The organism is Dyadobacter koreensis, assembly GCF_900108855.1.
Lineage (GTDB): Bacteria > Bacteroidota > Bacteroidia > Cytophagales > Spirosomataceae > Dyadobacter > Dyadobacter koreensis.
This window is the reverse complement of sequence record NZ_FNXY01000003.1, coordinates 440503-464895: the sequence shown is the minus strand read 5'-3', so window position 1 is coordinate 464895 and position 24393 is coordinate 440503. Positions and strand designations below refer to the sequence as shown.

The window sequence follows — 24393 nt, the reverse complement described above, 5'->3', positions numbered from 1 at the left end:
GGCCCCGGCCAAGATTGTCATATGTTTACCGTATACGGAATTCCAAATTGCAACACAGTAAAAAAAGCGAGGACATGGCTGGATGAAAAAGGTATTCCCTACACTTTTCATGACTACAAAAAGAAAGGGATAAGCGCCGAAAAAATTACAGACTGGTTCAAATATTATCCATGGGAAAAGCTGGTCAACAAGGCTGGAACCACCTGGAAGCAATTATCTGATGAAGAAAAAACGGCCGTTGTGGATGAAAAATCGGCAACGGATTTAATGATCGAAAAAAATTCTGTTATTAAAAGACCGCTTATTGAAGATGCTTCGGGAAAAGCAGTTGCACTTGGTTTTTCAGAAAAGGAATATGAAGAAACCTTTTTGTAAATAACTCAATATTAACATTTTTTGCCTGGCGGGCAGCATTATTGCTGCCCGCTAATTTTTTGCCAGAAAATTTTTAGTCGCCAGAAATGTTAGTATAATTTGTACTATATTTCTCAACCATAATCATCGTAACCTAACCAACCATGCTGCTCAAAGGATCTTTTGAAAGCCTCGTGGCTGAGCGTGTGAAAGCAATTGATGACATAGCCGACAGACTTCCGGTTATAGTTATAATTTCTAAAATCAGCGATTTTTCTGTTGTCTATATGTCGCCCAGGGGATTGAAATTACTGGAAATGACTCTGGAAGAATTGCAGGAAATAAAGGCTGAATATCAATATCGTTTTTTCAACATTGAAGACTCTGATGATTATTGGCCAAAGTTCAGAAAGATGCTGATGAACAATGATATGGATCAAAGTGTGGCCTATTTGCAACAGGTCAAACATGCAAACCGGGATGACTGGGCTTGGTATATCAGCTCGACCCGCATCTTTTTGAAGGATGAAAATGGAGCTCCATATCTAATTATTACAACTGCTACGGCAATTGACGACATGAAACATATGCCACTAAAAGCAGAGCGTTTGTTGCGAGAAAATAATTTTCTAAGAAATAACTACCAGAAGTTTTCCAGATTGGGTAAGAGGGAAAAGGAAATTTTAAAGCTTGTCGCTTTGGGTCAAAGCTCTCCGGAAATCGGTGATTCCCTTCATATTGCTTCTGCAACGGTTGACGCACATCGCAAAAATATCAAAAGAAAACTTGGAATAAGTTCTTCGTACGATTTTTCCGAGTATGCCCGGGCATTTGATTTAATATAAGTTTATAAAAAAGGTGAGCTCGTTTCCAGACTCACCTTCGATTGATATCAGAACGATTTATTTTACACGGCTTTTTGCAGCTTCTAACGTTTTCTGTTTATTCTGTAAGTCAACAAGAGAATTTTCAGCTTCCAGTTTTTTCTTTTCCAGTTCCGCGCGCATCTCGGTTAATTTCTTTTCTGTTTTTTCTATTTCTTTGGCAGTGTTGTCGTTATCCTTCGTTTGTTTCTGGTAACTTTTTTCAGAACTTGTGAAAATTTCATCGGCAACACGTGCTTCTTCGCGGACGCCTGCGTAATCAGAAAAGTCTCTTAAAATACTTTCTGCATTTTTATATATGTCGTCAGAAGCATTGGTAACATATTGTCCGTTCACATAAAGTGCCAGGAAAACCTGAGAAAGATCCTTGCCTGAATTAATCTGACTGGTAAGCTGAACTGGCGCATTTGATACGGATGGAATGGACGCTTTCTCGATGCTGTAAACGCCACGTTTACTTTTTACCTTCCCAAACTTGTCAAGATAACTTTCCCAGTATTTGCTGAGATATTTTTCTGCGATATTCTGATTAAGATTTAATCCGAAATATTCCTGCTTGTCAATGGTTTGTTTGCCGGGAGAAATGGTTTGGGCATTTAACGAGAGTGTGGTCAATAGTAAGGCAGCCGCCAATATTGAGCGAATTTGAGATTTCATTTTCTAAAAATTTAAGTCAAAAATTGAATAGACATTATAGTTTTTTTGTCACAACTACTGCCTTTCTCTGATCAAAAAGCGTTGTAGCAAAGAGGTAAAAATCACCACCTTCCTTAAGACGCCACTTTTTTCTCAGGTCATCAATTTTTGCAGGAAAATTTCTTATCGTCAGGTTTGCTTTGTTACCGGCAATGTGGCTGTTAATTTCCTTTGCATCCGGTTTACAAACGCCATTGACCTGAAAAACCCGTCCTGGAAAATTTTCGACGCGTTTTTCAGATGTATATAAATGACTATGAACTGCCAGTTTTTTCACGCCGAAAGCGATTCCGAGATATTTGAATGCGCCGGCTTTGAGAACAGCAGGATGCGGTTCATATAAATAGGACAGCGGTCCACTGAATTCGATTTCTGCTTCACGTTCCTGTTTTCTGGTGAAAGAAACACTATGAATTACGGTTCCGGAAGAATCTATAATTTGCGCTTTAATTAAGAAATCTTCGTCCGAAACGCCTTTGTCTATTATAAAAAGCAGCTCTTTACATTCTTGCTCATAACCCATCACGTGGATCTCTTTTACTGATTTTAACTCATTGGCAGCTAAATCTATATCAAGAAGCGGGGAAGTCTTTAGAAGGATTTTGGATGTATGCTCAAATAGCATAGGCAAGTGGAATTTTACGTCAGGAGCGCAATCTGATAATAAAACTACTTTCTGGCGATTGGCATCCCGTCGCGCAGGATCTGCATAAATCCAGTCAAAATTACCATCTGAATTAGAAAGCGAAGCGATTGAATCCTGATTATGTACCGTAATGTTTTTTGCATCTAGTAAATCAAAATTATAAAGCGCTGTTTTTGCGACTTCTTCCTGTTGTTCGTAGTAATGGGTTTCGTCAAAATTTTTGCTAAGATAAAAAGAATCGACGCCCATTCCTCCGGTAATATCAACCAGTGTCCTGCCAGAAATAATTGATGATTTGTACTTCGCAGTTGCCTCCGAAGAACATTGTTCAACCGAAAGGGCCGGAGGGAAAATCAGCTTTTCAAAGGCTGACCATTCCGGTAATTTTTTTAATGCTTTTTGACGTGAAAGAATCTGAGCAGCTAATTTTTTAACATCCAGCTCTTTAAACTGAGTTGATTTTAATACCAGTTTGGTTACGTCTTCGTCCTTGTATTTTTGTATAAAATCAAGTTCGGCTTCGTTAAAACCAATATTTGGTATGTTATCTTTTGATGAAATTTCGCTCATTGTTGCCTGTTATTAACAGGTATGAAATCCTGTTTTAGGAACCGAAAGTACTCTTTTTTTATTTATAAAAATTCCTCATAAGCTTGACTTTGCCTAGATTGCTTTGAATCAGAGGGATATATGTAAATTATTGGTTTATTTAAATATTTCAGTTGAATGATTCAGTTTTGTTTTAAGTTGGACGAACCAAATGAAAATTATAAATTGTCGGTTATTATAGCAATTTCCTAAGTTAACCTTTTTTAATCATGAGAATTAAAACCTTTGAAGAGTATCAGGTTGCCTACCAGCAAAGTGTGGACGATCCCGAAGGTTATTGGGCCGAAGTTGGCCAGCAGTTTCAGTGGCGCAAGCCATGGAAAAAAGTTTTAAGCGGAGACTACTCCGAAGCAAGCATAAAATGGTTTGAAGGCGGTGAGCTGAACATAACTGAAAATGCCCTCGACCGGCACCTTGCTGAAAAAGGAGATCAGCCTGCAATTATTTGGGAGCCGAATGATCCGGATGATCAGGCAGTCACCATAACTTATCACGTTTTATACGATCGTGTTTGTCGTTTTGCCAATGTTTTAAAGAAACATGGTGTAAAAAAAGGCGACAGAATATGTATTTATCTTCCCATGGTGCCGGAGCTTACTATTGCGGTCCTTGCCTGTGCGCGTGTTGGAGCTGTTCATTCAGTTGTTTTTGGTGGTTTTTCTGCCAAATCCATTGCCGATCGTATTAATGATGCTGAATGTAAAATGGTTATCACCTCAGACGGCGCATACCGTGGTCCGAAAGTGATACCGATGAAAGAAACGGTGGATAATGCATTGGATCTTTGCAAAACGGTTAAAAATGTAATCGTAATGACGCGTACACGCACACCTGTTTCAATGTTGAAAGGACGGGATTTGTGGTGGGAAGAAGAAGAAAAAACAGTGGATTCCGTCTGCCCGGCTGAGCCTATGGATGCGGAGGATACACTTTTCATATTATATACTTCCGGTTCGACAGGAAAGCCAAAAGGTGTTGTGCATACCATCGGGGGATATATGGTTTTCGCAACTTATACTTTCGCGAACGTTTTTCAATATGAACCGGGAGAAATCCACTTCTGTACGGCAGATATCGGCTGGATTACCGGACATAGCTATATTGTTTACGGACCACTTTGTTATGGCGCAACTTCACTGATTTTCGAGGGTGTCCCGACTTATCCGGATGCCGGCCGTTTCTGGCAGATCGTTGCAAAACATAAAGTCAATATTTTATACACAGCTCCGACTGCAATTCGTTCACTGATGAGTTTTGGTCTTTCTTTTGTAAAAGATAACGATTTGTCCTCTTTGAAAAAGCTCGGTTCGGTTGGTGAGCCGATCAACGAAGAAGCGTGGCAATGGTTTAAACATAACATTGGTAAAGGAGTTTGTCCTCTGGTGGATACCTGGTGGCAGACTGAAACCGGCGGGATTATGATATCATCGCTGGCGGGAGTGACACCTGAAAAACCTACGTATGCAACCTTGCCCTTACCGGGAATTCAGCCCGTTTTGGTTGATGAAAAAGGCGAAATCATAGAAGGTAATAACGTAAGTGGAAATCTCTGTATCAAGTTTCCCTGGCCAGGAATTATCCGAACAACTTACGGAGACCACGAACGTTGTAAACAAACTTATTTTTCTACTTACCCTGGTATGTATTTTACCGGTGACGGATGTTTGCGTGACGAAGATGGAAATTACAGAATCACAGGTCGAGTGGATGATGTAATGAATGTTTCCGGACATCGGATTGGTACTGCGGAAGTTGAAAATGCTATCAATATGCACCTCGGTGTTGTTGAATCAGCCGTTGTAGGTTATCCGCATGATATCAAAGGACAAGGAATTTACGCTTACATCATCACGGAAAATAAACCTGACGATCCTGAAATGATGCGTAAGGATATCGCTGCGACTGTATCCCGGTTGATCGGGCCGATTGCAAAACCGGATAAAATCCAGTTCGTAGCCGGTTTACCAAAAACACGCTCAGGCAAAATTATGCGTCGTATTTTGAGAAAAGTGGCAGAAGGAGAAATGGGAAGTTTAGGAGATACATCAACGCTTCTTGATCCAAATGTAGTGGAAGAAATAAAAGCAGGCGCCCTGTAAAAATAGAAACGGCAGATTGGTTTTGATCAATCTGCCATTTTTTTAAGCAATTTTTTTATCTGTACTACATCCGCATCCTTTGCCACATCCTCCGCTGCTATCAAACGACTTCCAGATTTTCCTTCCTATAAACCCTGCGGCAGCAAGGAAAAGCATAAAAATAATAAGTTGCTGTATCATGTTTCTAAAACAGATTTTTACGACCAATTGTTCCGCGCTGCCAGCTGAAAAGCATGCTGGTAATGATGTTCACTGTGCCAGGCATAGTTTGCAATAACTGCGTCCAGACGGTTAACGCTTTGATTGGCAGGATGAATATAAGTCCGCGCAAGGTCAGCGTCATTCAAAGAGTTTAACAGCAGAACCCAGCGTAAGTGGATATACCGGATCAGTTGCAATGACAGTTCAACCGGTGCTTCTTTTGCATCTGGTAGTTCCGCCCAAAGTGCCTCGTCATAAGGCTTTATTGTTGGATTATCTTCTGTTAATGCCAGACGAAATCTCGTGTAAGCATTCATGTGACTATCCGCAACATGATGAACAAGCTGACGAACCGTCCATCCATCTGGGCGGTATGGTGTATTGTATTTATCATTATCCCAACCGCCCAAAAGATTAATAAATTTTGAAGGGAGGGCGCTGATAATCTGGATGTTGGTTTTTATTTCTGCTGGTGTGTAGCTCTCCTTTGGTGTAAATCTGCCGATTGGAAAACGTAATTGTTCAAGTTCCATGATGAATGTCATTATGAGATTATTGAGAGCAGCAAAAGGATGCTCTTGATTTAAAATGCAACTCAGAAATTCTCTTTTATTGTAGCGACAAGCTCCGCATGTCCACCTGACGCAGCGATAATATCACCACCAAAAAGATAATTGTCTCCTCCGTTAAAATCGGTTACTGTTCCACCGGCTTCCTTTATCAAAAGAACACCGGCTGCCATATCCCAGGAATTAAGATTATACTCATAAAACCCGTCGAAACGTCCCGCCGCAACATAGGCAAGATCCACAGCGGCCGCGCCCATTCTTCTGATACCATGCGTTTTTTGCATAAGTAATTCGAGAATGTACATGTAGCGTTTTTGTTTTTCAAATTTATAGTACGGGAAACCTGTGGCTATTAAACTTTCCTGCAAAGAAGGCACTTTCGATACGTGCATTCTTACGCCGTTACACCAGGCTCCGCCATCTTTCCAGCCATAAAATATTTCATCCAGACTTGGTTCATGAATAACGCCTGCGAGTAATTGTTTGCCTCTGGCAAGTCCGACACTTACGCAATAAACCGGAATTCCGTGAATAAAATTAGTAGTGCCGTCTAATGGGTCGATAATCCAGTTTAAAGCTTCGGGATCCGGTTCCATACCGGTTGTTCCTTCCTCGGTGATAAAACTGGCTTCGGGCAGTAATTGGCTTAAACCTGCAACTAGCAGCTTTTCGGCTTCCTTATCAACATAGGAAACCAGATTATTCAATTCTTTGTATTCAATTTTTTCTCGGGAAAAAGATTTGGCTTCGCGCTGAATGAATGCAGAGGCCTGTTTTACAATTTCAATGGTTTGTCTTGTGAGCAATTCCAGATCCATGCGTATACTATCCTTTTTGCGGGATTTTAGAAAGTGAATTATTCATGTAATAAATCCTGATGATGATAATCGCCAAAATCGGGATCACTACGAAATTATGTTTTACCAGATTGGCAGTAGCAGCCATAACCAGAATGGCATAAAAAATCAGCACAAACTGAAACCATGCAGGTTTTTTATTCTCTGAAATATACCATATCAACGGCAGCCACAGCGGGAACGCCCAAAGTATGTCGTAATTCCAGGTGGTGACTCCGTGGTTGGTTCCAAACCAAAGCAGCAGAATAAGCCAGCCTACCAAGCCAACAATAGTAAAAAGAATTTTATCGAATGTAAAGTTGACCTGTTCTTTTTTTGTCTGGTAATAGGTATAAGCTAAAACCAGAACTGCTAGTGTCCAGAAGAAAACCATCGGCGTCAGCCATTCCTTTTCGGCAACGGGAGTTGCCACAAAAAGATCCCTCGTAGAAGAAACCAACGGAAGATACCGGCCACCCACTTTAATTTTAGAATCGTCGAAAGCACTGCTTAGATTATCAGGTAAAAATGTCGCTTGTGCAGGTGTTGCTATGTCATCTGAAGGTGCACCGATCGCCAGGTCCATTCCAAAATCAGACCAGGGTTTTTGCTTGAAGGCATACCGGTCGATCCATTGACGGAAACTGAGCGTGTCTTTGGTATATCCGGGAAATTGTAAACTATCGCCCACCGCGGCTTTCAAAACGTCAACCATGCGGGTGGAGCAGTTGTCATAGAAAAACTTGTATTGATATTTTCTATTCTGCGGCAGATAATTCGTTTCCAGAACATTGTATAATTTTTGTTTCTGACTTGGAGAAAGATTTAAGACCTGTTCTTTAATTGACCGGTTTTCCTCCTGCCAGTATGGAGCTTGTTGTGTTAGAGGCGCCACGGAAAGCGTGTAAGGCAAAGTTCCACGCAAAAACTTGACATAAAAATTACCTTCCTTAAAACTGAAAGTTCCATAATTATAAGCATTATCCAGCCCCGTCACCGGATCGTAAATCCATAACACACTATGGCCGAAACCGGAATATAATTCTTGTCCGGGCCCAATTGTAACCAGACTAACTTTGGCCTGAGGACTTAGCGTAGCAAATTGAGCAAACGATTTTTGACTCGTAAAAACGATCGAGAGAATAAGAGCGAAGCTAAAAGCTGTTTTTCTTACCAGCGATGAGGCGAAACGTACATGCATCCGATTCGAATTTTTAGAAGAGGGTTTTAGATAAGTCATATTAATTCTCGTCACTGTATTCGGAAGATTTTTTCTTTTCATCAGGTTTTCCACCCACGATGATCACAATCTCGCCTTTCACCGTTTTTTCTGAAAAATAGGCAATGATTTCCTGAACTGTTCCTCTAACGTTTTCCTCATAAATTTTCGTAAGTTCACGGGAAACACAAGCCTGTCTGTCCGGTCCGAAATATTCCGAGAACTGCTGCAATGCTTTTAATAAACGGTGCGGCGATTCGTAGAAAATCATCGTCCTGTCTTCATTCACCAGATTTTGCAGACGTGTTTGTCTACCTTTTTTATGCGGCAAAAATCCTTCGAAAGTAAATCGGTCACTCGGTAATCCTGAGTTCACTAAGGCCGGAACAAAGGCAGTCGGGCCGGGCAGACATTCAATGGTGATACCATATTTAATACACTCTCTTACCAATAAAAAGCCCGGATCCGAAACCGCAGGCGTTCCCGCATCAGAAACCAGTGCCATCGTTTCTCCTTTCAACATTCGTTCGATAATGCGTGTGATACTCTGATGTTCGTTATGAATATGATAACTGTGCATAGGTTTGCTGATGCCCAGATGTTTTAGCAGGGAACCTGAAGTTCTGGTATCTTCTGCCAGTACGACATCGACACTTTTTAAAACATTGATTGCACGAAGGGTAATATCTTCAAGATTGCCGATTGGCGTAGGTACTATGTAAAGTTTCATTTAATATTTTTGTTATATCGTTTGATGGCCAGAATGGGCTTCATCCCGGCAATCAGGGATCAGTACAACAGACTAAGCCATATCCGCATAAATTGCGTCAATTGAGTCAGCCAGATGTTTGTCTTTGTCCGTTACCTTGTCGCCCGCATCGTGTGTTGAAAGTTCAAATTCAACTTTATTATACGCATTCGACCACCAGGGATGATGATCCAAACGATCTGCAACAGCGGCTACTTTCGTCATGAAAGCAAAGGCAGACTTAAAATCCTTAAAAACGAAAGTACGTTTTAATTTGTCATCTTCTTCTTTCCACATGGTTTGAGTAGTTTATTTATTGAGTTTTTATTTTTTAGAAACCCGGTATTCGACATGCTGATCTGGGAAATTTGCCTTAACGCATTTTGTAGTTTCGATGATATATAACTTTCTTCCGTTAAAATAACCGTTCCCGGTCATACGCGTTGCACCGCAATCATCTTCACCCGTTCCTCGATCATATGTAAAATTCAAACCGCTGAGATCAATATTGAAATAATGCGCAAAAGGCGTGATCTCTGTAACAGTATATTTCGTTTCCGAATTTTTCTCTACTTTAAGTGATACAGCCACCGAATCTGATAGAGATTTATTTAAAGTTTTATAACCTTCATAAGATCCTGCTAAGTCATTATTTATAAGATTGTTATCATCTTCCGGTGTTGCCTGATCTTTATCACTTTTACAGTTAAAACAGAAAAGTAAAACGAAAAGCACGATAATATTTGTTCTATGCATGAGTAGTAAAATCATTAAGTGAACGAATATACTAGCTTAAATTCTGATTTTAAATTTTTGATGGAAATAGCCGTTTCGGTACCGATCGAGTATATTTGAACTTTTAAGTTGTTATATCCGTCAGATCTTTATAATCTGAATAAGCAGCAGAGAATCAATTAAAATAAATATGAAAGTAGAACTGGTTCGCGTAAATGACGCATTTCATTTTGAAGGCACAGGATCGTCAGAAGTAAAGGTGCATACCGATGGATCTCCAGAAATCGGAGGTCATAACCTGGGCGTAAGGCCAATGGAGTTATTACTCATGGGATTGGCAAGCTGCAGCGCGATTGATGTAGTATTGATTCTAAAAAAACAAAAGCAGGATATTACTGATTTTCGTGTGACGGCAGAAGGCGACCGCGAGCAGGAGGAAGATACGAAAAGAAGTCCGTTCCGGAATATTCATCTGATTTTCAAATTCGCAGGAAACGATCTGGACGAGAAAAAAATTGACCGGGCGATTGCTTTATCTATGGAAAAATACTGCTCTGCAACAGCACAGCTTGAACCATTGGCCAAAATCACCCATAGCGTTGAAATCGCTACTGTGTAAAAAAAGATAAAATCACGGGAATTAATTTCCGAACAATATTAAAGTATGCAGCAATACCACGATTTACTTCGTCATATTCTTGAAAACGGCGTTCGTAAAACCGACCGCACCGGAACGGGCACGATCAGTGTGTTTGGTTACCAGATGCGTTTCAATTTAAAAGATGGATTTCCGCTTGTTACCACTAAGAAAGTTCATACCAAATCAATTATTTATGAGCTGTTATGGTTTTTGAAAGGCGATACCAATATCAAATATCTCAAAGATCACGGTGTTTCGATCTGGGATGAATGGGCAGACGAGCAAGGAGATCTTGGTCCCGTTTACGGAAAACAATGGAGAAGCTGGGAAGGTGCAAACGGAAAGTCTTTTGATCAGTTAAAAGAAATTCTTTCCCTGTTGAAGAACAGTCCGGATTCCCGTAGAATTATTGTTTCTGCCTGGAATCCGTCGGAGCTTTCGCAGATGAAACTTCAACCCTGTCATGCGTTATTCCAGTTTTATGTTGCTCCTCCGGATTTGGATGCGGGAGAAACAAAAGGAAAGTTATCTTGTCAGTTATATCAAAGAAGTGCCGATGTTTTTTTGGGTGTACCGTTTAACATCGCAAGTTATGCGCTACTGACGATGATGATCGCACAGGAATGCGACCTGGATCTGGGTGACTTTGTCTGGACAGGTGGCGACACTCATATTTATGTCAATCATTTGGAACAGGTGGAATTGCAATTGAGCCGGGAACTTCGTCCATTGCCACAAATGGTAATAAATCCGGAAGTTAAGAGTGTATTTGATTTTGAATTTGAGGATTTCTCTTTAGAAAACTACAATCCATGGCCAGGTATCAAAGCGCCGGTTGCCGTTTAACGGATTAGGAAATGAGTATCCAGTATATTTTAGAGATCGTCGGGACTTTTGCTTTTGCAATTTCCGGCGCTCTTTCTGTCAAAGACCAGCAGCATCAGGACTGGTTTGGCGCCAGTTTCACGGCATTTCTATGTTCCATCGGAGGCGGAACGATGCGTGACGTGTTATTAGGAAGTTATCCCTTGGTATGGATTAGCGATATTACAATTCTTTATGCCATATTGGCAGGAATTATTACCACTTTTATTTTTTACAAATATTTAATCGGACTTCGCAGAACGCTTTTTCTTTTTGATACCTGCGGAATCGCATTGTTCACGATTGTAGGAACTGAAAAGGCACTTCATCTTGGCGTAAGACCAGAAATTGCAGCTATTATGGGGGTTTTTACAGCAATCATGGGCGGCGTTGTCCGGGATATGATGAATAACGAAATCCCGATAATTTACAGAAAGGAAGTCTATGCGACGGCTTGTCTGGCCGGTGCAGTGTGTTATCTCGTGCTGGATAAAGTAGGCGCGGAGCGCAATACAGCATTTATTTCAGCTTCTCTGGTTATTATTGTGATCAGAATTTTAGCAGTCCGTAACCAATGGACGGTTCCGAAATTTTTTCGTTCCTGATTTTGTTGATAGGTACATACAAAGAATGCTCGATTCCGAAAGGAAACGAGCATTCTTTGTATGTACCTAAAAATTATTTTTTCTTCTTTTTTCCTTTGGCTGCCGGCGTAGCAGGAAGTTTTGCCTGCATATCAGCTATAGCTTTTTCAATCTGAGTTTTATAAAAATTGTAGGCGCCATCTGGTGCCGCTGCTCCGATAGTCAGCGCTTTTTGAGCCAACGGCACAGCGGCCGCTGTTCTTCCCAAACGGTCAAGAATTTGCGCTTTTGTCCAAAGATTTGACCAAGTTTCTTTTAAGCCGATTGCTTTGTCTGTCAAAGCCAGTGCCTTTGGCAGATCCTGATTTTTAGATAATAAATAACCAGCTGCACTTTGAAGTGTCTGAAGATCTTCCGGTTTGTCCTGAACTGCTCTGTCTAATGAAGCCAAAGTAAGTTGATGTGTGGAAACAGAAATTTTCACAGGCACTTTTATAGCCGCCCAATCGATATTCAAGGTCGCTGAACTATCTGACAAATTGGAAAAATTAATTTCAAAAGATTCCTTAAACTCACCCTGCAAAGGGGAAACATCGATGCGCGCTACGTCTTCGCTTTCCTTGTAAGTTTCTGAACTGCTGTTTACGTCTTTGTTCAGTATAACAACCCATTTAGCCTTACCAGGAATAGAATAAAGCACATATTTACCTGCTGATACTTTTTTATCTCCGAATGTAAAGTCTGTTGAAGATTCCAGTGTTGTTGCCTGATTAGCTCCTGTGCGCCAAATTTTTCCCGTCGGGGCAAGTGGAGAATTTTCTTCAAAAACACTCCTTCCTTTGATACCCGGGCGAGAATATTTAACAGTAAAATCAGTGATTCCAATTGCCTGAACGATACTGGCGCCAGGGCTCGCCTGAGGCGTACGCTGTGCAACGGAAGCTGTTGCGACGAGAACTGCAAACGAGAAGGATAATAAATACTTTTTCATTTTAATAATGCTGTTTGTTTATTGAACTGTTAAACTTGTGGTGAAATTAGAATGAAATAATCAGATAGCCTATTAATGAAACGAAGCAATTTATTTTCTTTACTAAATGCCTATACGCCGGTAAATTCAGAAGAACAGGAAATGTATCTGGAAATCAAAAAATTTGTAAATGAGCATCCGGATTGTTTTGAAAGAACCTTGCAAATTGGTCATGTAACAGCATCCGGCTGGATAGTTTCACCAGACAGAGATCAGGTTTTGCTTATGCATCACCGTAAACTGGATCGCTGGTTTCAGCCTGGTGGCCATTGTGACGGAGAGCCCGACGTGCTGCATGTGGCTTCAAAAGAAGTGGAGGAGGAGACAGGCATTTCTGATTTTCGGTTAGCTAAGGAAGGAATTTTTGATGTGGACGTCCATTTAATTCCGGCAAATTTAAAAGATCCTGCACATTACCACTATGACATCCGTTTCGTTTTTGAGGCAGATCCAAAAGATGGACTTGTTATCAATGCTGAGTCAAAAGACGTTCGCTGGATTCCTATTAGTGAAGTTGAAACACATAACAACTCAGAATCTCTGATGCGGATGGTGCGGAAAACGCTTTCTGGTGAAAATTAAATCTCACTTGCACACCCGAAAGGACGTGTAGGTCATAGAATATGACTGAAATCTGACAACTTTGTAAATTTATTGCTTAATAAACTTCAAAGTCCGGCTTCTGTTTAACGCATCGATTTTAATCAAATATAAACCAGGTGCCAAATTGTTCGTTTGAACTGGAAGCGTCTTACTTAAAATTATCTGATTCGAAGACAGCGTCTTTCCACTTTGAGAAACAATACTGACTGTCGATTTTTTTCCAAGCAACCCAATCGGGAAAGATAAGGTTAGATCCTGCTGCACCGGATTTGGAGAAAGTATAACATCTTCGAGCGCGTCAGGTTCTGTTCCTAAAACAATACCGTTTTTGATAATTTCCTCGGCAAGCGCAGCATTTGGCACGCCATAGCCCAGGAAATTGTCAGGAGTGGAGGCAAGGTGTCCGGATTTTTTCAACGCCTGGATAAGTTCTTGCGCTGTAAGATTCGGGAAGGCCTGCCATAGAATGGTTGCCAATCCAGCGATTAATGGAGAAGAATAAGATGTTCCATTCCCACTTGTAACATTTCCTGATCCGGTGCTGCTCCCCAAGACAGTTCCTGATCCCACCGCAGAAATATCAGGCTTTTGCTGCCCGATTGCATTTGGGCCAACAGAACTGAACGCTGCGTAACTTTTGTCGAGCGTTGTAGCACCAACACTTAAAACCGAATCGACGTCAGCAGGCGCAGTAATATATTTCCAGGCCTTGTTACCCTCGTTCCCGGCAGAGTTGACGACGAGCATTCCTGTTCGTGTAGCGAATCTTGCAGCACGGGAAATAATGGTTGTTTTTCCGTCGAGATTCTGGTAAGTATAGTTGTAAGCGGAGGTATTAAATTCCCCTTCAAAAGTATTATAACCCAACGACGAATTAATTACATCAACACCGATACTATCAGCGCGTTCAGCAGCAAGAAGCCATGTTACTTCCTCGTACGGTGTTTCCATCAAAACATTTTCTGTTCTGTATAAAACAAAATTTGCTTTGAACGCAGCGCCTATAATGGTGCCAGGCTGATCGGCGGCGATGATTGAAAGCACATGCAAACCGTGGGAATCATCATCATACACATTACTATTCCGACTTATGAAATCATGCGTGTCGAGAACCCTGTTTTCGTTAAAAAGCGGTTTTAAGAAATCCAGCTCATTGGCCCGGTTAAACCCTGCATCAAAAACGGCCACAAGCATATTCTCTCCCTGAAAACCTTCCTGATGCAAATGATCCGTACCCATCAGTGCCAGTTGCTCGCGCATACGTCCATAATCGAGTTCAGCCGCAGTTTCGGAAACCGTCTCCGTTGCTGACATTCTTAATCCGGGAGAAGGTGTTGTTAAATTCGCAAGCGCGTGATTCTGCTCGATTCCTTTATAAAAAGAAAGATTTTTAATTGCGGCCAACTGACTGGCAGAAGCTTCAACCAGCGTGCCATTAAACCATTTGGAAGAATAAATAACCGTCGCCCCGGTTTGCTTCACAGCCGCTACATATGCAGGGTTTACAGGAAAGTCATTTTCAGAGACAGCAATATTCTGTTTGTTGCGCCTTGTAATGGCTTTCGTAGAAAGAAACTCTGCCGGCCTGTTGACAGAGTAAGGAGATGACGCTTTATCTTTATATAAAACTAGATATCTGGGGTTGGTTTGAGCCTGACTGAAATTTGTCAGCAACACAAATAAGAGAGAAACAACCAGTAGAAGTTTAATATTCATTTTCCATAGCTTTTTGTTGAGAATCACCATCTTTCATTAAAACATACGTTTAAATGAAAGAAAGTGTTGCCCAATTTAAGCAATAGTTTCCACCGGAGCATTTTTTCCACCCAAATTAGAACAATCAAGCAGCTCCTGAATATTGTTGTAGGCGACCGGTGTTTTCAGATAACCATAGTTATCCGCCAGCGCAAGCGTTCTGTTATTATCACCCATCGAAATATCGATGTCGTTCATACCAAACTGGCACGGGTGTTCATAACCGGCCGCGTTTGTAATTTCAATAATTTCTTTGGCAAGCGTTTTCATATAATTATGGAAGCGTTCACTTTTCAGCGCAGGGTCAATTCCCGATTCCAACCATTTGTTATTGGTTGCAATTCCGGTGGGGCAACGGTTTGTATGACACGTCTGTGCCTGAATACAACCAATGGACATCATCGCTTCCCGTGCCACGTTGATCACATCTGCTCCCATGCAAAAGGCCATAACAGCCTGTGCAGGAAGACCTAGCTTTCCGGAAGCAATGAAAGTTATCTTGTCTGTTAGATTTCTTTTCTGGAATATTTTATAAATGGTGCTGAAACCGTACACCCAAGGCAATGCGACGTGGTCTGCAAAAGATGGCGGTGCGGCCCCTGTGCCTCCTTCGCCTCCGTCAACGGTTATGAAATCAGGACCTTTACCTGTTTCTACCATCAGGTCCGCGAGCTGTTCCCACATATCCGTTTTCCCGATTGCGGCTTTTATTCCAATTGGAAGTCCGGTTGCTTCGGCCATTTCTTCAATAAAATTTACCATGCTTTTTACATCAGAAAAAGCACTGTGGTAAGGGGGAGAAACGACATCTTTTCCAATCGGGACGCCACGAATTTCTGAAATTTCGGCGGTGATCTTGCTGCCTGGTAAAACTCCGCCTTTTCCAGGTTTTGCTCCCTGGGAAAGTTTCAATTCGATCATGCGGACAAATGGATTATCCTTCGTCATTTTGACAAGTTTTTCCATGACAAAGTTTCCATCATGATCGCGTACCCCGAAATAGGAAGTGCCCATATTGAAAACAACATCTGCACCAAATTTATGGTAAGGTGAAAGTCCGCCTTCGCCGGTGTTATGATAATTTCCGAACTGTACAGAACCTTTGTTCAGCGATTCGATGGCTCTGGCCGATAAAGATCCATAACTCATCGCACTGATATTGATAACAGAATGAGGCCGGTAAGGACGTCTGCGTTTGTGATATGCACCGATAACTTTCGCGCAAGGAATGGTATAATGATCAGGATTTTTTCCGTTGACTGCGTGATGCGGATGATCCAGCGGAAGCTTGTAAGGAAGCATGGCAGGTTTGATAAAAACAAAACCTGCTTCATTCATATCCTGATCCGACCCAAAACCCTGGTAATTGTTTTCTTTTTTAGATGAAGCGTAAATCCATGAACGCTGGCGGCGGTTAAACGGCAATTCTTCGCGGTTATTGGCGACAATATATTGGCGCAATTCCGGTCCGATCTGTTCGATCATATAGCGAAAATGGCCAAGAACAGGGAAGTTGTGCTGGATCGTATGCTTTTTTTGAAGAATATCGCGAAGAGCAAAAATCAAGATGGCAACGACAATGTATACCCAGATCGGGATGGAAGAAAGGAAGGTTAAGGCAGTCATCGTGAAAATAGTGTTGTGGATGAAAGGTGCGGGGCCGTCAGCAAACACATTGGTGCAGCCAGACGACCCCTTTTAAGTTCAGGATAGCTGCATTTCTTCCCAGGTTGTTACAGTTGCAAGATCTTTCCAATACCCCGGATACGATTTGACAACAACGCCTGGTTCTTCAATAATAATATCCCGAACCATGCCCACAGGCGCGAACGCAAGCGCCATACGGTGGTCATCGTAGGTGAAAATCGATGGCGTTGAACCCGGCTCCCAATCAGATTTACGGACAACTACATACTTATGGTCTTTCTCAACCTCGTTAAGTTCGGCACCCAGTTTTTTCAATTCTTCCTGAAGAGCAAAAACGCGGTCTGTTTCCTTTATTTTCAAACTTTCAATTCCTGTCAAAGTCAGGTGAATATTTTTTACTGCACAACATACCGCAACCGTCTGAGCAAGATCCGGACAATTGGTAAAATCCCACTCGATCGAGTCAGCAGCAGGAATTTTTCTTAATAAAACACCGTGGTCGGTATAAGAGCTGTCAACGCCAAGCTGAGCCATAATGTCAACAATGGCACTGTCGCCCTGCAATGAATTTTGTTTAAGTCCTAAAAGCTCAACTTCCGCATCGTCTGCCAATGCGACGATGCAGTACCAGTAACTCGCACCAGACCAGTCAGACTCGATGGCATAGGGCTGAGGCTGGTAAGTGCCTGGTTCAACTTTCAAAATATTTGCTACCCAGTCTGCTGAATATTTAATACCAAAATGTTCCATTTGTTTCAATGTCATTTCAATATACGGACGCGATCCAACTTCACCCGCAAGATTAATTGTCAAACCTTCGGGCAGAGACGGGGCGATCAGAAGCAAAGCAGAAATATATTGGCTGCTGACGTCGCCGCGAATCGTTAATTCACTTTTTCCTGAATAATTAAATCCATTTAATTGCATCGGGGGATAACCTTCCACATTCTGGTATTCAATTTCAGCACCCAAAACACGCAAGGCATCAACCAAAATCCCAATCGGTCTTTCGCACATGCGCGGTGTTCCCGTCATCAATTTATGCTGATTTGATACGGTAAAATATGCCGTAAGAAAACGCATAGTAGTTCCTGCATCAATTACATCCGCCACTGAATCTTCTGATTGCAGTAAACGAAGCATTGTTTGAGAATCACGCGCTTCGGAAATATTGGTAAGGTCACATTGAAAATCAGTCAATGCATTAATAATCAAAGCACGGTTGCATTCACTTTTTGATGCGGCCAATTTGATTTCGGCACGAATTGCTTGTTGGGGTGGATGTACTAAAATGGATTTCACAGTATCAATTATTTCAGAATTATATCAGCGCCAAAAGTACTTATTGACTTCGAAAATTTAATAAGTTTCTAATACCTTCAACTTATTCTTCCCATTTATTTTCAGGGACGAAAAAGTCATTTTATAACAGAAAAGTCCGGCAACAACAAACGCTCCTCCAACAACAAATGTTGAGGCATCGGTTGTATAGCGCTTGTTATCAACACCTTTGTTAAAAAAATCTGCACCGATGTAGATCAGCCCTGCCAACGGTAATAACGGAGCAGCCTGTGAAACGAAAGGAATTCGTCTGCTTGTTTTAATAAGCTTAATTTCAGTCAAAGGAATCTCCTGATAGGTCATTTGATTCAAAGCGTCGTTAATAACAGCTATTGCGAAGGAAGAATCGCTGATTGTGGCAATGGTTTCGTTGAATTTTATAGTCTCGTTTTTCATCCTGAATTTGATATTGTCACCAGGAAAAAAACGATAACGGTGAAATCCGCCGATTGTTGGGGACGCGTCTAAAACGAGATATTTCTGGCCAGGAGCGCCTACAACACGGTTATTATTGCCTTGTTTGAGAAAAAGTTCTTCACTTGTAAGTGCTTTTCTTGGGTCGTAATTGTCCTGAGCCCATGCCGGAATACTCCCTAAAATAAATAAAACTAATAATGTCAGAACTTGTCTCATAAAGAAAATAGAAAGGTCCAAAGATAGGGAATCATTCTTTAAACGGGTAATTCGATTGCATTGTTGTTCCTGAAATTTTAACCGAAATCATCCCTCTTCGGTAATTTCTTCATGTGGCGGAACTTTGACAGAAACTCCTCCGGATACGAGCATTTTCATAACGTCAGTTGTGGTTGCTTCCAGTTTGGTCACATTCACGGAAGGTACTATAAAAAGCTCGCCAGAGAGCGAATAAGACAAAGGCATATACACGGCAACATGATCGTGAATGTGTAAATGACTCAGATCATTTTGAGTAATAAAACCGATTTTCTTGATACCGGTATCCTTATACATCGTTACCAAAACCGGCTGATTAAATTTCTTTTTATCGCCTACGAAAGCAAGCACGAGGTCTTTGATCGAATAATAAATCAGGCTGACGAGCGGTATCCTCCGCATGATACTCTCCGTGATCTGAAAAAAAGATTGGGGAATGATCGTGGAAAATATAAAGCCAAGCATGATGATACCCGACAAAATGATCAGAACGCCCAAGCCAGGCAGGTATACCGTTTGATTGTTCGATATTGGGATATTGATTGGAATAATGTTATCCAGAAACTCCACGCCGGTCCAGATAATAATGCCTGTGACATAAAGCGGCGCAACCAGAACCAGGCCACGAATAAAGTAGCTTAGTATGCGTTTGAGGAAAGTATTTTTTAATTCCATTAAAAATTTATCAAAGTAAACTGTATTATTTTTCGAAAACCAAATCTCCCCGATACCTGTTGAAACTACGGTTTTTGGCCGTTTAAAGTTCAAAAAAGGGCCATTCATATGATCGTTTTTTAATCTCGTTTCTCAGGTAAAATCCGGTAAGAAGTCCGGAAGTATTGTAAGCTGGTTGTTGAATGCAGATATTTGCAACCTCAAATACCGCAAAGTTTCACCTTTTGTGGCTTTTTGACCAGTTTATAGCAATTCATTTAGTAAACGTATATGTATCAGGCTGATTACTTAAAGCATTTCACTGAGGAGGTTTTTCTGGCAATAGGGTGTTCGCCTGATGAGGCAGCTTTGGCTTCCACGGTTTTAATTAGTGCTGATCTCAGAGGAGTTGATTCTCACGGTATTGCCCGCTTAGCCGGGTATGTCCGTTTGTATGATAACGGAAGACTGAACCCTACGCCGGACGTGAAGGTGGTTTATGAAACGCCAAGTACCGCGGTGGTGGACGGAGACCGGGGTTTAGGACTGGTCGTTGCGCCAAAGGCGATGGAAGTGGCAATGGAGAAAGCTGAGAAGGTAGGTTCCGGCTGGGTTTCTGTAAGGAATTCAAACCATTTCGGGATCGCGGGTTATCATGCCATGCTTGCTTTGCAAAAAGATATGATTGGCTGGACGATGACCAACGCGGCTCCTTTGGTCGCACCGACATTTTCTCTGGATAAATTATTAGGTACAAATCCTGTTGCCGTTGCAGTTCCTGCGTTGGAAGAGCCTGCATTTGTTGCGGATTTTGCTTCTACCGCCGTTGCTTATGGGAAATTTGAAATCTTGCAAAGAAAAGGTTTACCTGCTCCGCTGGGCTGGGCGCAAGATGCCGATGGAAATCCTACGACTGATTCCAATGCTGTTAAAAGTGGGGGAGGTTTGCTGCCGCTGGGTTCGGACCGTGAACATGGCAGTCATAAGGGATATGGACTTGGTGCGATCGTGGATATTTTCTCTGGCGTACTTTCCGGAGCAAATTTTGGTCCCTGGGTTCCGCCTTTTGCTACCGCAGGGTTTATGTCTGCGAACGAAGGCGTCGGTTTGGGAACCGGACATTTTTTAGGAGCTATGCGCGTGGATGGTTTCCGTCCGGCCGACGATTTCAAAAAAGATATGGATAAATGGATCCGCGCTTTCCGTAGTGCCCGCGCCGTGGAAGGAAAACAGGTCATAATTCCGGGAGATCCGGAACGAGAAATGGAAGCTTTACGTAGCGTTGAAGGTATTTCGTTGTTAGAACCTGTTCAGGATTCATTGGCTGAATTAGGGAAACGGTTCAATATTTCATTTGAAAAAAGAATTGATTAAAAATTCACATATAAACTGTTGGCAACGAATTGTTGTTGAAACGTTTAGAAACTAAAAAAACTTCACAGTATAATATGTCGCGCAATTTTAAGGTAGGATTGTTTTTAGTTATTGCAATTCTTACAACCACTTTTACATTTTATTTCTGGCAGATATTCAAAACGCCAAACCTTCAGGTTGATAAAAAGGAAAGTTTCGCCTTGCTTATTCCGGAAGGGGCAACCTATCAGACCGTTCTGGATTCGCTTGACAAACATCAGGTGATCAATGATAATATTTCGTTCCGTTTCTTAGCGAAGCTTTTGAAATATTCTGAAAAAGTAAAACCGGGGCGTTATGTAATTAAACCGGAGACGAGTAATTATAAAGCAATCAAAAAGCTTATTTCAGGTGATCAGGATGCGGTTAAATTAACTTTTAACAACATACGCTTGAAAGAAGATCTAATCAAAAGAATTGGCAGTCGCTTTGAATTTGGTGAAACGAAATTTCGTGAGGCATTAAATGATCCTAAAGTTTGCCAGAAGTATGGACTGGATACGCTAACGATCGTTTCCATGTTTTTGCCGAATACGTATGACATTTTCTGGACAACAGGAACAGAGAAATTCCTTGACCGCATGCATAGCGAGTATAAAAAATACTGGAATGCAGAACGTGTCGAAAAAGCAAAATCTATTGGTCTGACGCCCGTTCAGGTTTCAATTCTTGCATCCATTGTAGAAGAGGAGCAGGCCCGCAAAGTAGATGAAAGACCAATGGTTGCCGGTTTGTATATCAATCGTTTAAATGCTTTGATGCCGTTGCAGGCTGATCCGACGATTAAATATGCATTGCAGGATTTTGCGATCAAAAGAATCTTGAATGAGCAGCTGCGGGTGAAATCTCCTTATAATACCTATGTAAACATCGGATTACCTCCGGGACCGATCCGTGTGGCTGATTTCAAATCTCTGGATGCTGTACTCAATTACGACAAACACGATTATTTATACATGTGCGCAAAAGCGGATCTCTCGGGATACCACGCCTTTGCTAAAACTTATCCTGACCATTTGAACAACGCCAGAATGTATCAGGCCGAATTGAACAGACTGAAAATCATGAAGTAATTTTCAGGTTGACGTCTACTAAAATTTTAAGAATGTTTACCTACGAAGTAAGAGGAATCAGAGTGAGATATGCGGACACGGACCAGATGGGTTACGTGTATTATGGAAATTACGCAAGATATTACGAAATCGGCCGAGTCGAAGCTTTACGTAGCGTTGGATTCAGTTATAAAGAAATGGAGGATGCGGGCGTGATGATGCCGGTTTATGAGAACCGCTCCAGATATATCAAACCTGCGCGTTATGACGATGAACTTACGATTAAGGTCATTATTCAGAAAATACCCGGAATAAGAGTCGTTTTTGAATATGAAATCCGGAATCAGGATGGTATTTTACTGAATGTAGGAGAAACAACACTGGTGTTTCAAAAACGTGACACTGCGAAATTATGCGTTGCACCGGCACCGCTGTTACTTAAATTAAATCCATATTTTCAAACATTGTAATTCAAATACCATGCTTGAAAAACTGTTGAAAAGCCGTCAGGTAAAATTATTGGTTGTGTGGCTGCAAAGAAACCTGCTTTTTCGCGGAACGGTGTCAATTTATGACATACTGATTAATATTAAACGCAACAATCATAAATACGATATAGACCAGCGCGCCTCTGCTGTAGCTTTCAGTCTTACGCTTGCCTGCTTTCCGGCTATTATCTTTCTGTTTACGCTTGTACCTTATATACCCATTGAAAACCTGGACGATCAGATTATGGGTGTGTTAAAAGAACTGATGCCTCGTGGGATTTTTCAGGATGCACAGCAAACTATTTCAGATATTCTCAGCCGTCCCAGAAGCAGCGTTCTTTCGTTTGGATTTATTTTTGCGATGATCGCTTCGACCAACGGGATGATGTCGCTGATGCGATCTTTCGATATGGTGTATGAGGATGCAGAAACCAGAGGCTTTTTGAAGCAAAGAGGCGTTGCGACATTACTGACAATGGTTTTGGTAGCTGTGATGATTTTGCTGATTGTCTTGCTTATTGTCGGGGATGTTGTGAAAGGAATAATTTCCGAGTGGGAAATCATCAGGTATAGCTGGATCGTATCTTCTCTAAATTTCAGCAGGTATATAGTCAGTTTTGGAGCATTGATGTTAGCAATTTCCATTATTTATCGTTTTGCCCCTTCGAGAATTAACAGATACGCTTTTTTTAATCTGGGCTCCGTTATTGCTTCGGTCCTGATCCTCGTTGCCACATATCTATTCTCTTTTTATCTTTCCAGATTCAGTTCGTATAACAAACTTTATGGGTCTATCGGAACAATGATCGCGCTGATGATTTGGTTTTATCTATTGGCCCTGTTATTAATTTTTGGTTTTGAAGTCAATGCCGGTATTGCTTCCGCAAGAAAAAAAAACCGCTCGAAGACCAGATAAATTACCGGAAACTAAGTACCCGTCGATATACTTTTTAATCCATTTTTATTTCGTGACTTTTGATGAAATGAAACGTCTACAAAGTCATAAGGATTAAGGTTGAAGGTGAACAAACGGGTAAAAAATGAGAGAGATTGAGAAACCTTTGGTGACTGTGGTTTTAACCGCTTACAATCATGAAAAATACATTGGTGAAACGCTAAGCTCCGTCTTCGTACAGACGTATCCCAATATTCAGGTTATCGTAATAGATAATGCAAGTATAGACGGAACAATATCGGTAGTTGAAAATGTGCTTCCTGACGGATCCGATTTCCTTCTGGTAAGAAACCTTACAAACCTTGGTTTATGTCGGGCCTTTAATCAGGGACTTGCTCTGGCAAAAGGTAAATATATTATAGATCTTGCCGCTGATGACGTGATGCTTCCCAAACGCATCGAACTTCAGGTAGAAGCTTTTGAAAAACTGGAAGATGAATACGGGGTGGTTTTTACGAATGCCCGTTACATCGAAGCGGATGGAAAACTCCTGAATTTTCATTATCCGGTCAATTATAAAGAGAAAGCTAAAAAGACAATTCCGTCGGGCGACGTGTATAAAAGCGTGCTGGAAAATTATTTTATCTGCACCCCAACCATGATGATGCGCACAAAAATGCTGACTGATATGGGTGGTTATGATGAATCATTATTTTTCGAAGATTTTGATTTTTGGGTGAGATCTTCTGTTCATTACAAATATTTTTATCTGGACGAAGTGCTTACGTTGAAAAGAAATGTTCCGGATTCTTTGAGCAAACAGGTTTACAAAAAGGGTAATCGTTTGCTGGAAACATGCTATATTGTTTGTAACAAAGCATATGATTTGAACCGCGACCAGGAGGAATTTGATCTGTTGGCTGCCCGAATTCGTACATTTATTAGAAAGTGTTTTTATGCGGAAGAATTTGAACTTGCAGTTCGGTTCAGAAGGCTGCTCAACTATATTCAAAATCCCGGTTTTGCTACGGAGATGATTGTAGCACTGTGTCGTTTACATCTTCCGATCAATGGTTTATACAGGTTTTATCTCAATAATTTACAAAAAAAAGGAGCGCGGCCGGAAGGATTTAGCCTTTTGAATTGTTAGTTCAGAAAA

27 protein-coding genes are annotated in these 24393 nt (G+C 41.3%); 12 read left to right on the top strand and 15 right to left on the bottom strand.

Translation table 11 applies throughout. The annotated features are described in order from the left end of the window. Window positions 1-21 precede the first annotated feature (21 nt). Both BMY70_RS10715 and BMY70_RS10710 read left to right on the top strand, forming a co-directional pair. Window positions 22-375, top strand: a complete 354-nt coding sequence (locus tag BMY70_RS10715) for an ArsC family reductase (RefSeq protein ID WP_090335166.1) — start codon at window positions 22-24, stop codon at window positions 373-375. 143 nt (window positions 376-518) lie between these two features. After that, entirely contained in the window at window positions 519-1199 is a 681-nt protein-coding gene (locus tag BMY70_RS10710) for a response regulator transcription factor (protein WP_090335165.1), read from the top strand. Window positions 1200-1256: 57 nt separating this feature from the next. Here BMY70_RS10710 and BMY70_RS10705 read toward each other — a convergent pair whose 3' ends face one another. After that, a complete protein-coding gene (locus BMY70_RS10705; RefSeq protein ID WP_090335164.1) occupies window positions 1257-1895 on the bottom strand; it encodes a hypothetical protein in 639 nt (212 codons plus the stop codon). 34 nt (window positions 1896-1929) lie between these two features. Next, window positions 1930-3150, bottom strand: a complete 1221-nt coding sequence (locus BMY70_RS10700; RefSeq protein WP_090335163.1) for a THUMP-like domain-containing protein — start codon at window positions 3148-3150, stop codon at window positions 1930-1932. Between the two features lie 248 nt (window positions 3151-3398). Between BMY70_RS10700 and acs the strand changes: the two genes are divergently transcribed. Beyond that, a complete protein-coding gene (acs, locus tag BMY70_RS10695) occupies window positions 3399-5288 on the top strand; it encodes an acetate--CoA ligase (protein ID WP_090335162.1) in 1890 nt (629 codons plus the stop codon). A gap of 42 nt (window positions 5289-5330) precedes the next feature. On the opposite strand, the gene BMY70_RS10690 is transcribed toward acs, so the two are convergent. From BMY70_RS10690 to BMY70_RS10660, 7 genes are all read right to left on the bottom strand, one after another. Further along, complete coding sequence (locus tag BMY70_RS10690) at window positions 5331-5468, bottom strand: FeoB-associated Cys-rich membrane protein (protein ID WP_090335161.1); 138 nt, start codon at window positions 5466-5468, stop codon at window positions 5331-5333. Between the two features lie 17 nt (window positions 5469-5485). Continuing rightward, window positions 5486-6022: a YfiT family bacillithiol transferase gene (locus tag BMY70_RS10685; RefSeq protein ID WP_090335496.1), complete on the bottom strand. Its 537-nt coding sequence runs from the start codon at window positions 6020-6022 to the stop codon at window positions 5486-5488. 62 nt (window positions 6023-6084) lie between these two features. Beyond that, entirely contained in the window at window positions 6085-6876 is a 792-nt protein-coding gene (locus BMY70_RS10680; RefSeq protein WP_090335160.1) for an inositol monophosphatase family protein, read from the bottom strand. Window positions 6877-6883: 7 nt separating this feature from the next. After that, entirely contained in the window at window positions 6884-8095 is a 1212-nt protein-coding gene (locus BMY70_RS10675) for an Lnb N-terminal periplasmic domain-containing protein (protein ID WP_090335495.1), read from the bottom strand. Between the two features lie 40 nt (window positions 8096-8135). Further along, window positions 8136-8843: a 16S rRNA (cytidine(1402)-2'-O)-methyltransferase gene (rsmI, locus tag BMY70_RS10670; protein WP_090335159.1), complete on the bottom strand. Its 708-nt coding sequence runs from the start codon at window positions 8841-8843 to the stop codon at window positions 8136-8138. A gap of 72 nt (window positions 8844-8915) precedes the next feature. Further along, on the bottom strand, window positions 8916-9158 hold the full coding sequence (locus BMY70_RS10665; protein WP_090335158.1) for a 4a-hydroxytetrahydrobiopterin dehydratase: 243 nt from the start codon (window positions 9156-9158) through the stop codon (window positions 8916-8918). A gap of 27 nt (window positions 9159-9185) precedes the next feature. Further along, window positions 9186-9617 (bottom strand): hypothetical protein, encoded by a 432-nt coding sequence (locus tag BMY70_RS10660; protein WP_143072082.1) that lies wholly within the window; start codon window positions 9615-9617, stop codon window positions 9186-9188. A 169-nt stretch (window positions 9618-9786) separates the two neighbouring features. On the opposite strand from BMY70_RS10660, the gene BMY70_RS10655 reads away from it, so the two are divergent. Genes BMY70_RS10655 through BMY70_RS10645 form a run of 3 tightly spaced genes read left to right on the top strand, consistent with a single transcriptional unit; the run spans window position 9787 to window position 11705 of the window. Beyond that, on the top strand, window positions 9787-10215 hold the full coding sequence (locus BMY70_RS10655) for an OsmC family protein (protein WP_090335156.1): 429 nt from the start codon (window positions 9787-9789) through the stop codon (window positions 10213-10215). A 45-nt stretch (window positions 10216-10260) separates the two neighbouring features. Continuing rightward, window positions 10261-11082 carry a thymidylate synthase gene (locus tag BMY70_RS10650; RefSeq protein ID WP_090335155.1) on the top strand — a complete coding sequence of 274 codons (822 nt, stop codon included), beginning with the start codon at window positions 10261-10263 and terminating at the stop codon, window positions 11080-11082. Window positions 11083-11093: 11 nt separating this feature from the next. Then, window positions 11094-11705 carry a trimeric intracellular cation channel family protein gene (locus BMY70_RS10645; protein ID WP_090335154.1) on the top strand — a complete coding sequence of 204 codons (612 nt, stop codon included), beginning with the start codon at window positions 11094-11096 and terminating at the stop codon, window positions 11703-11705. Window positions 11706-11778: 73 nt separating this feature from the next. Here the strand turns inward: BMY70_RS10645 and BMY70_RS10640 are convergent, their stop codons facing one another. After that, window positions 11779-12675 carry a DUF2911 domain-containing protein gene (locus tag BMY70_RS10640; RefSeq protein ID WP_090335153.1) on the bottom strand — a complete coding sequence of 299 codons (897 nt, stop codon included), beginning with the start codon at window positions 12673-12675 and terminating at the stop codon, window positions 11779-11781. A gap of 75 nt (window positions 12676-12750) precedes the next feature. Between BMY70_RS10640 and BMY70_RS10635 the strand changes: the two genes are divergently transcribed. Next, on the top strand, window positions 12751-13296 hold the full coding sequence (locus BMY70_RS10635) for an NUDIX hydrolase (RefSeq protein ID WP_090335152.1): 546 nt from the start codon (window positions 12751-12753) through the stop codon (window positions 13294-13296). A 69-nt stretch (window positions 13297-13365) separates the two neighbouring features. Here the strand turns inward: BMY70_RS10635 and BMY70_RS10630 are convergent, their stop codons facing one another. The 5 genes from BMY70_RS10630 to BMY70_RS10610 all read right to left on the bottom strand — a co-directional run bounded on the left by BMY70_RS10630 (window position 13366) and on the right by BMY70_RS10610 (window position 19407). Continuing rightward, the gene (locus BMY70_RS10630) at window positions 13366-15033 is read right to left on the bottom strand and encodes a S8 family peptidase (RefSeq protein ID WP_090335494.1); all 1668 of its coding nucleotides are present in this window, start codon (window positions 15031-15033) and stop codon (window positions 13366-13368) included. A gap of 75 nt (window positions 15034-15108) precedes the next feature. Continuing rightward, window positions 15109-16698, bottom strand: coding sequence for an FMN-binding glutamate synthase family protein (locus tag BMY70_RS10625; protein ID WP_090335493.1), 1590 nt, complete (start codon window positions 16696-16698; stop codon window positions 15109-15111). Window positions 16699-16776: 78 nt separating this feature from the next. Next, window positions 16777-18021, bottom strand: a complete 1245-nt coding sequence (locus BMY70_RS10620; protein ID WP_090335151.1) for a 3-phosphoshikimate 1-carboxyvinyltransferase — start codon at window positions 18019-18021, stop codon at window positions 16777-16779. A gap of 57 nt (window positions 18022-18078) precedes the next feature. Beyond that, the gene (locus tag BMY70_RS10615) at window positions 18079-18693 is read right to left on the bottom strand and encodes a hypothetical protein (RefSeq protein WP_090335492.1); all 615 of its coding nucleotides are present in this window, start codon (window positions 18691-18693) and stop codon (window positions 18079-18081) included. 87 nt (window positions 18694-18780) lie between these two features. Continuing rightward, window positions 18781-19407, bottom strand: coding sequence for a DUF502 domain-containing protein (locus BMY70_RS10610; RefSeq protein ID WP_090335491.1), 627 nt, complete (start codon window positions 19405-19407; stop codon window positions 18781-18783). Window positions 19408-19677: 270 nt separating this feature from the next. Here BMY70_RS10610 and BMY70_RS10605 point away from each other — a divergent pair, with 270 nt between their 5' ends. The 5 genes from BMY70_RS10605 to BMY70_RS10585 all read left to right on the top strand — a co-directional run bounded on the left by BMY70_RS10605 (window position 19678) and on the right by BMY70_RS10585 (window position 24384). Then, a complete protein-coding gene (locus BMY70_RS10605; protein WP_090335150.1) occupies window positions 19678-20760 on the top strand; it encodes an Ldh family oxidoreductase in 1083 nt (360 codons plus the stop codon). A gap of 74 nt (window positions 20761-20834) precedes the next feature. After that, entirely contained in the window at window positions 20835-21872 is a 1038-nt protein-coding gene (mltG, locus tag BMY70_RS10600) for an endolytic transglycosylase MltG (protein ID WP_090335149.1), read from the top strand. Window positions 21873-21904: 32 nt separating this feature from the next. Further along, complete coding sequence (locus BMY70_RS10595) at window positions 21905-22321, top strand: acyl-CoA thioesterase (protein ID WP_090335148.1); 417 nt, start codon at window positions 21905-21907, stop codon at window positions 22319-22321. Window positions 22322-22331: 10 nt separating this feature from the next. Continuing rightward, the gene (locus tag BMY70_RS10590; RefSeq protein ID WP_090335147.1) at window positions 22332-23255 is read left to right on the top strand and encodes a YihY/virulence factor BrkB family protein; all 924 of its coding nucleotides are present in this window, start codon (window positions 22332-22334) and stop codon (window positions 23253-23255) included. A 124-nt stretch (window positions 23256-23379) separates the two neighbouring features. Then, window positions 23380-24384: a glycosyltransferase gene (locus BMY70_RS10585; RefSeq protein WP_090335146.1), complete on the top strand. Its 1005-nt coding sequence runs from the start codon at window positions 23380-23382 to the stop codon at window positions 24382-24384. The last annotated feature ends 9 nt before the right edge of the window (window positions 24385-24393 follow it).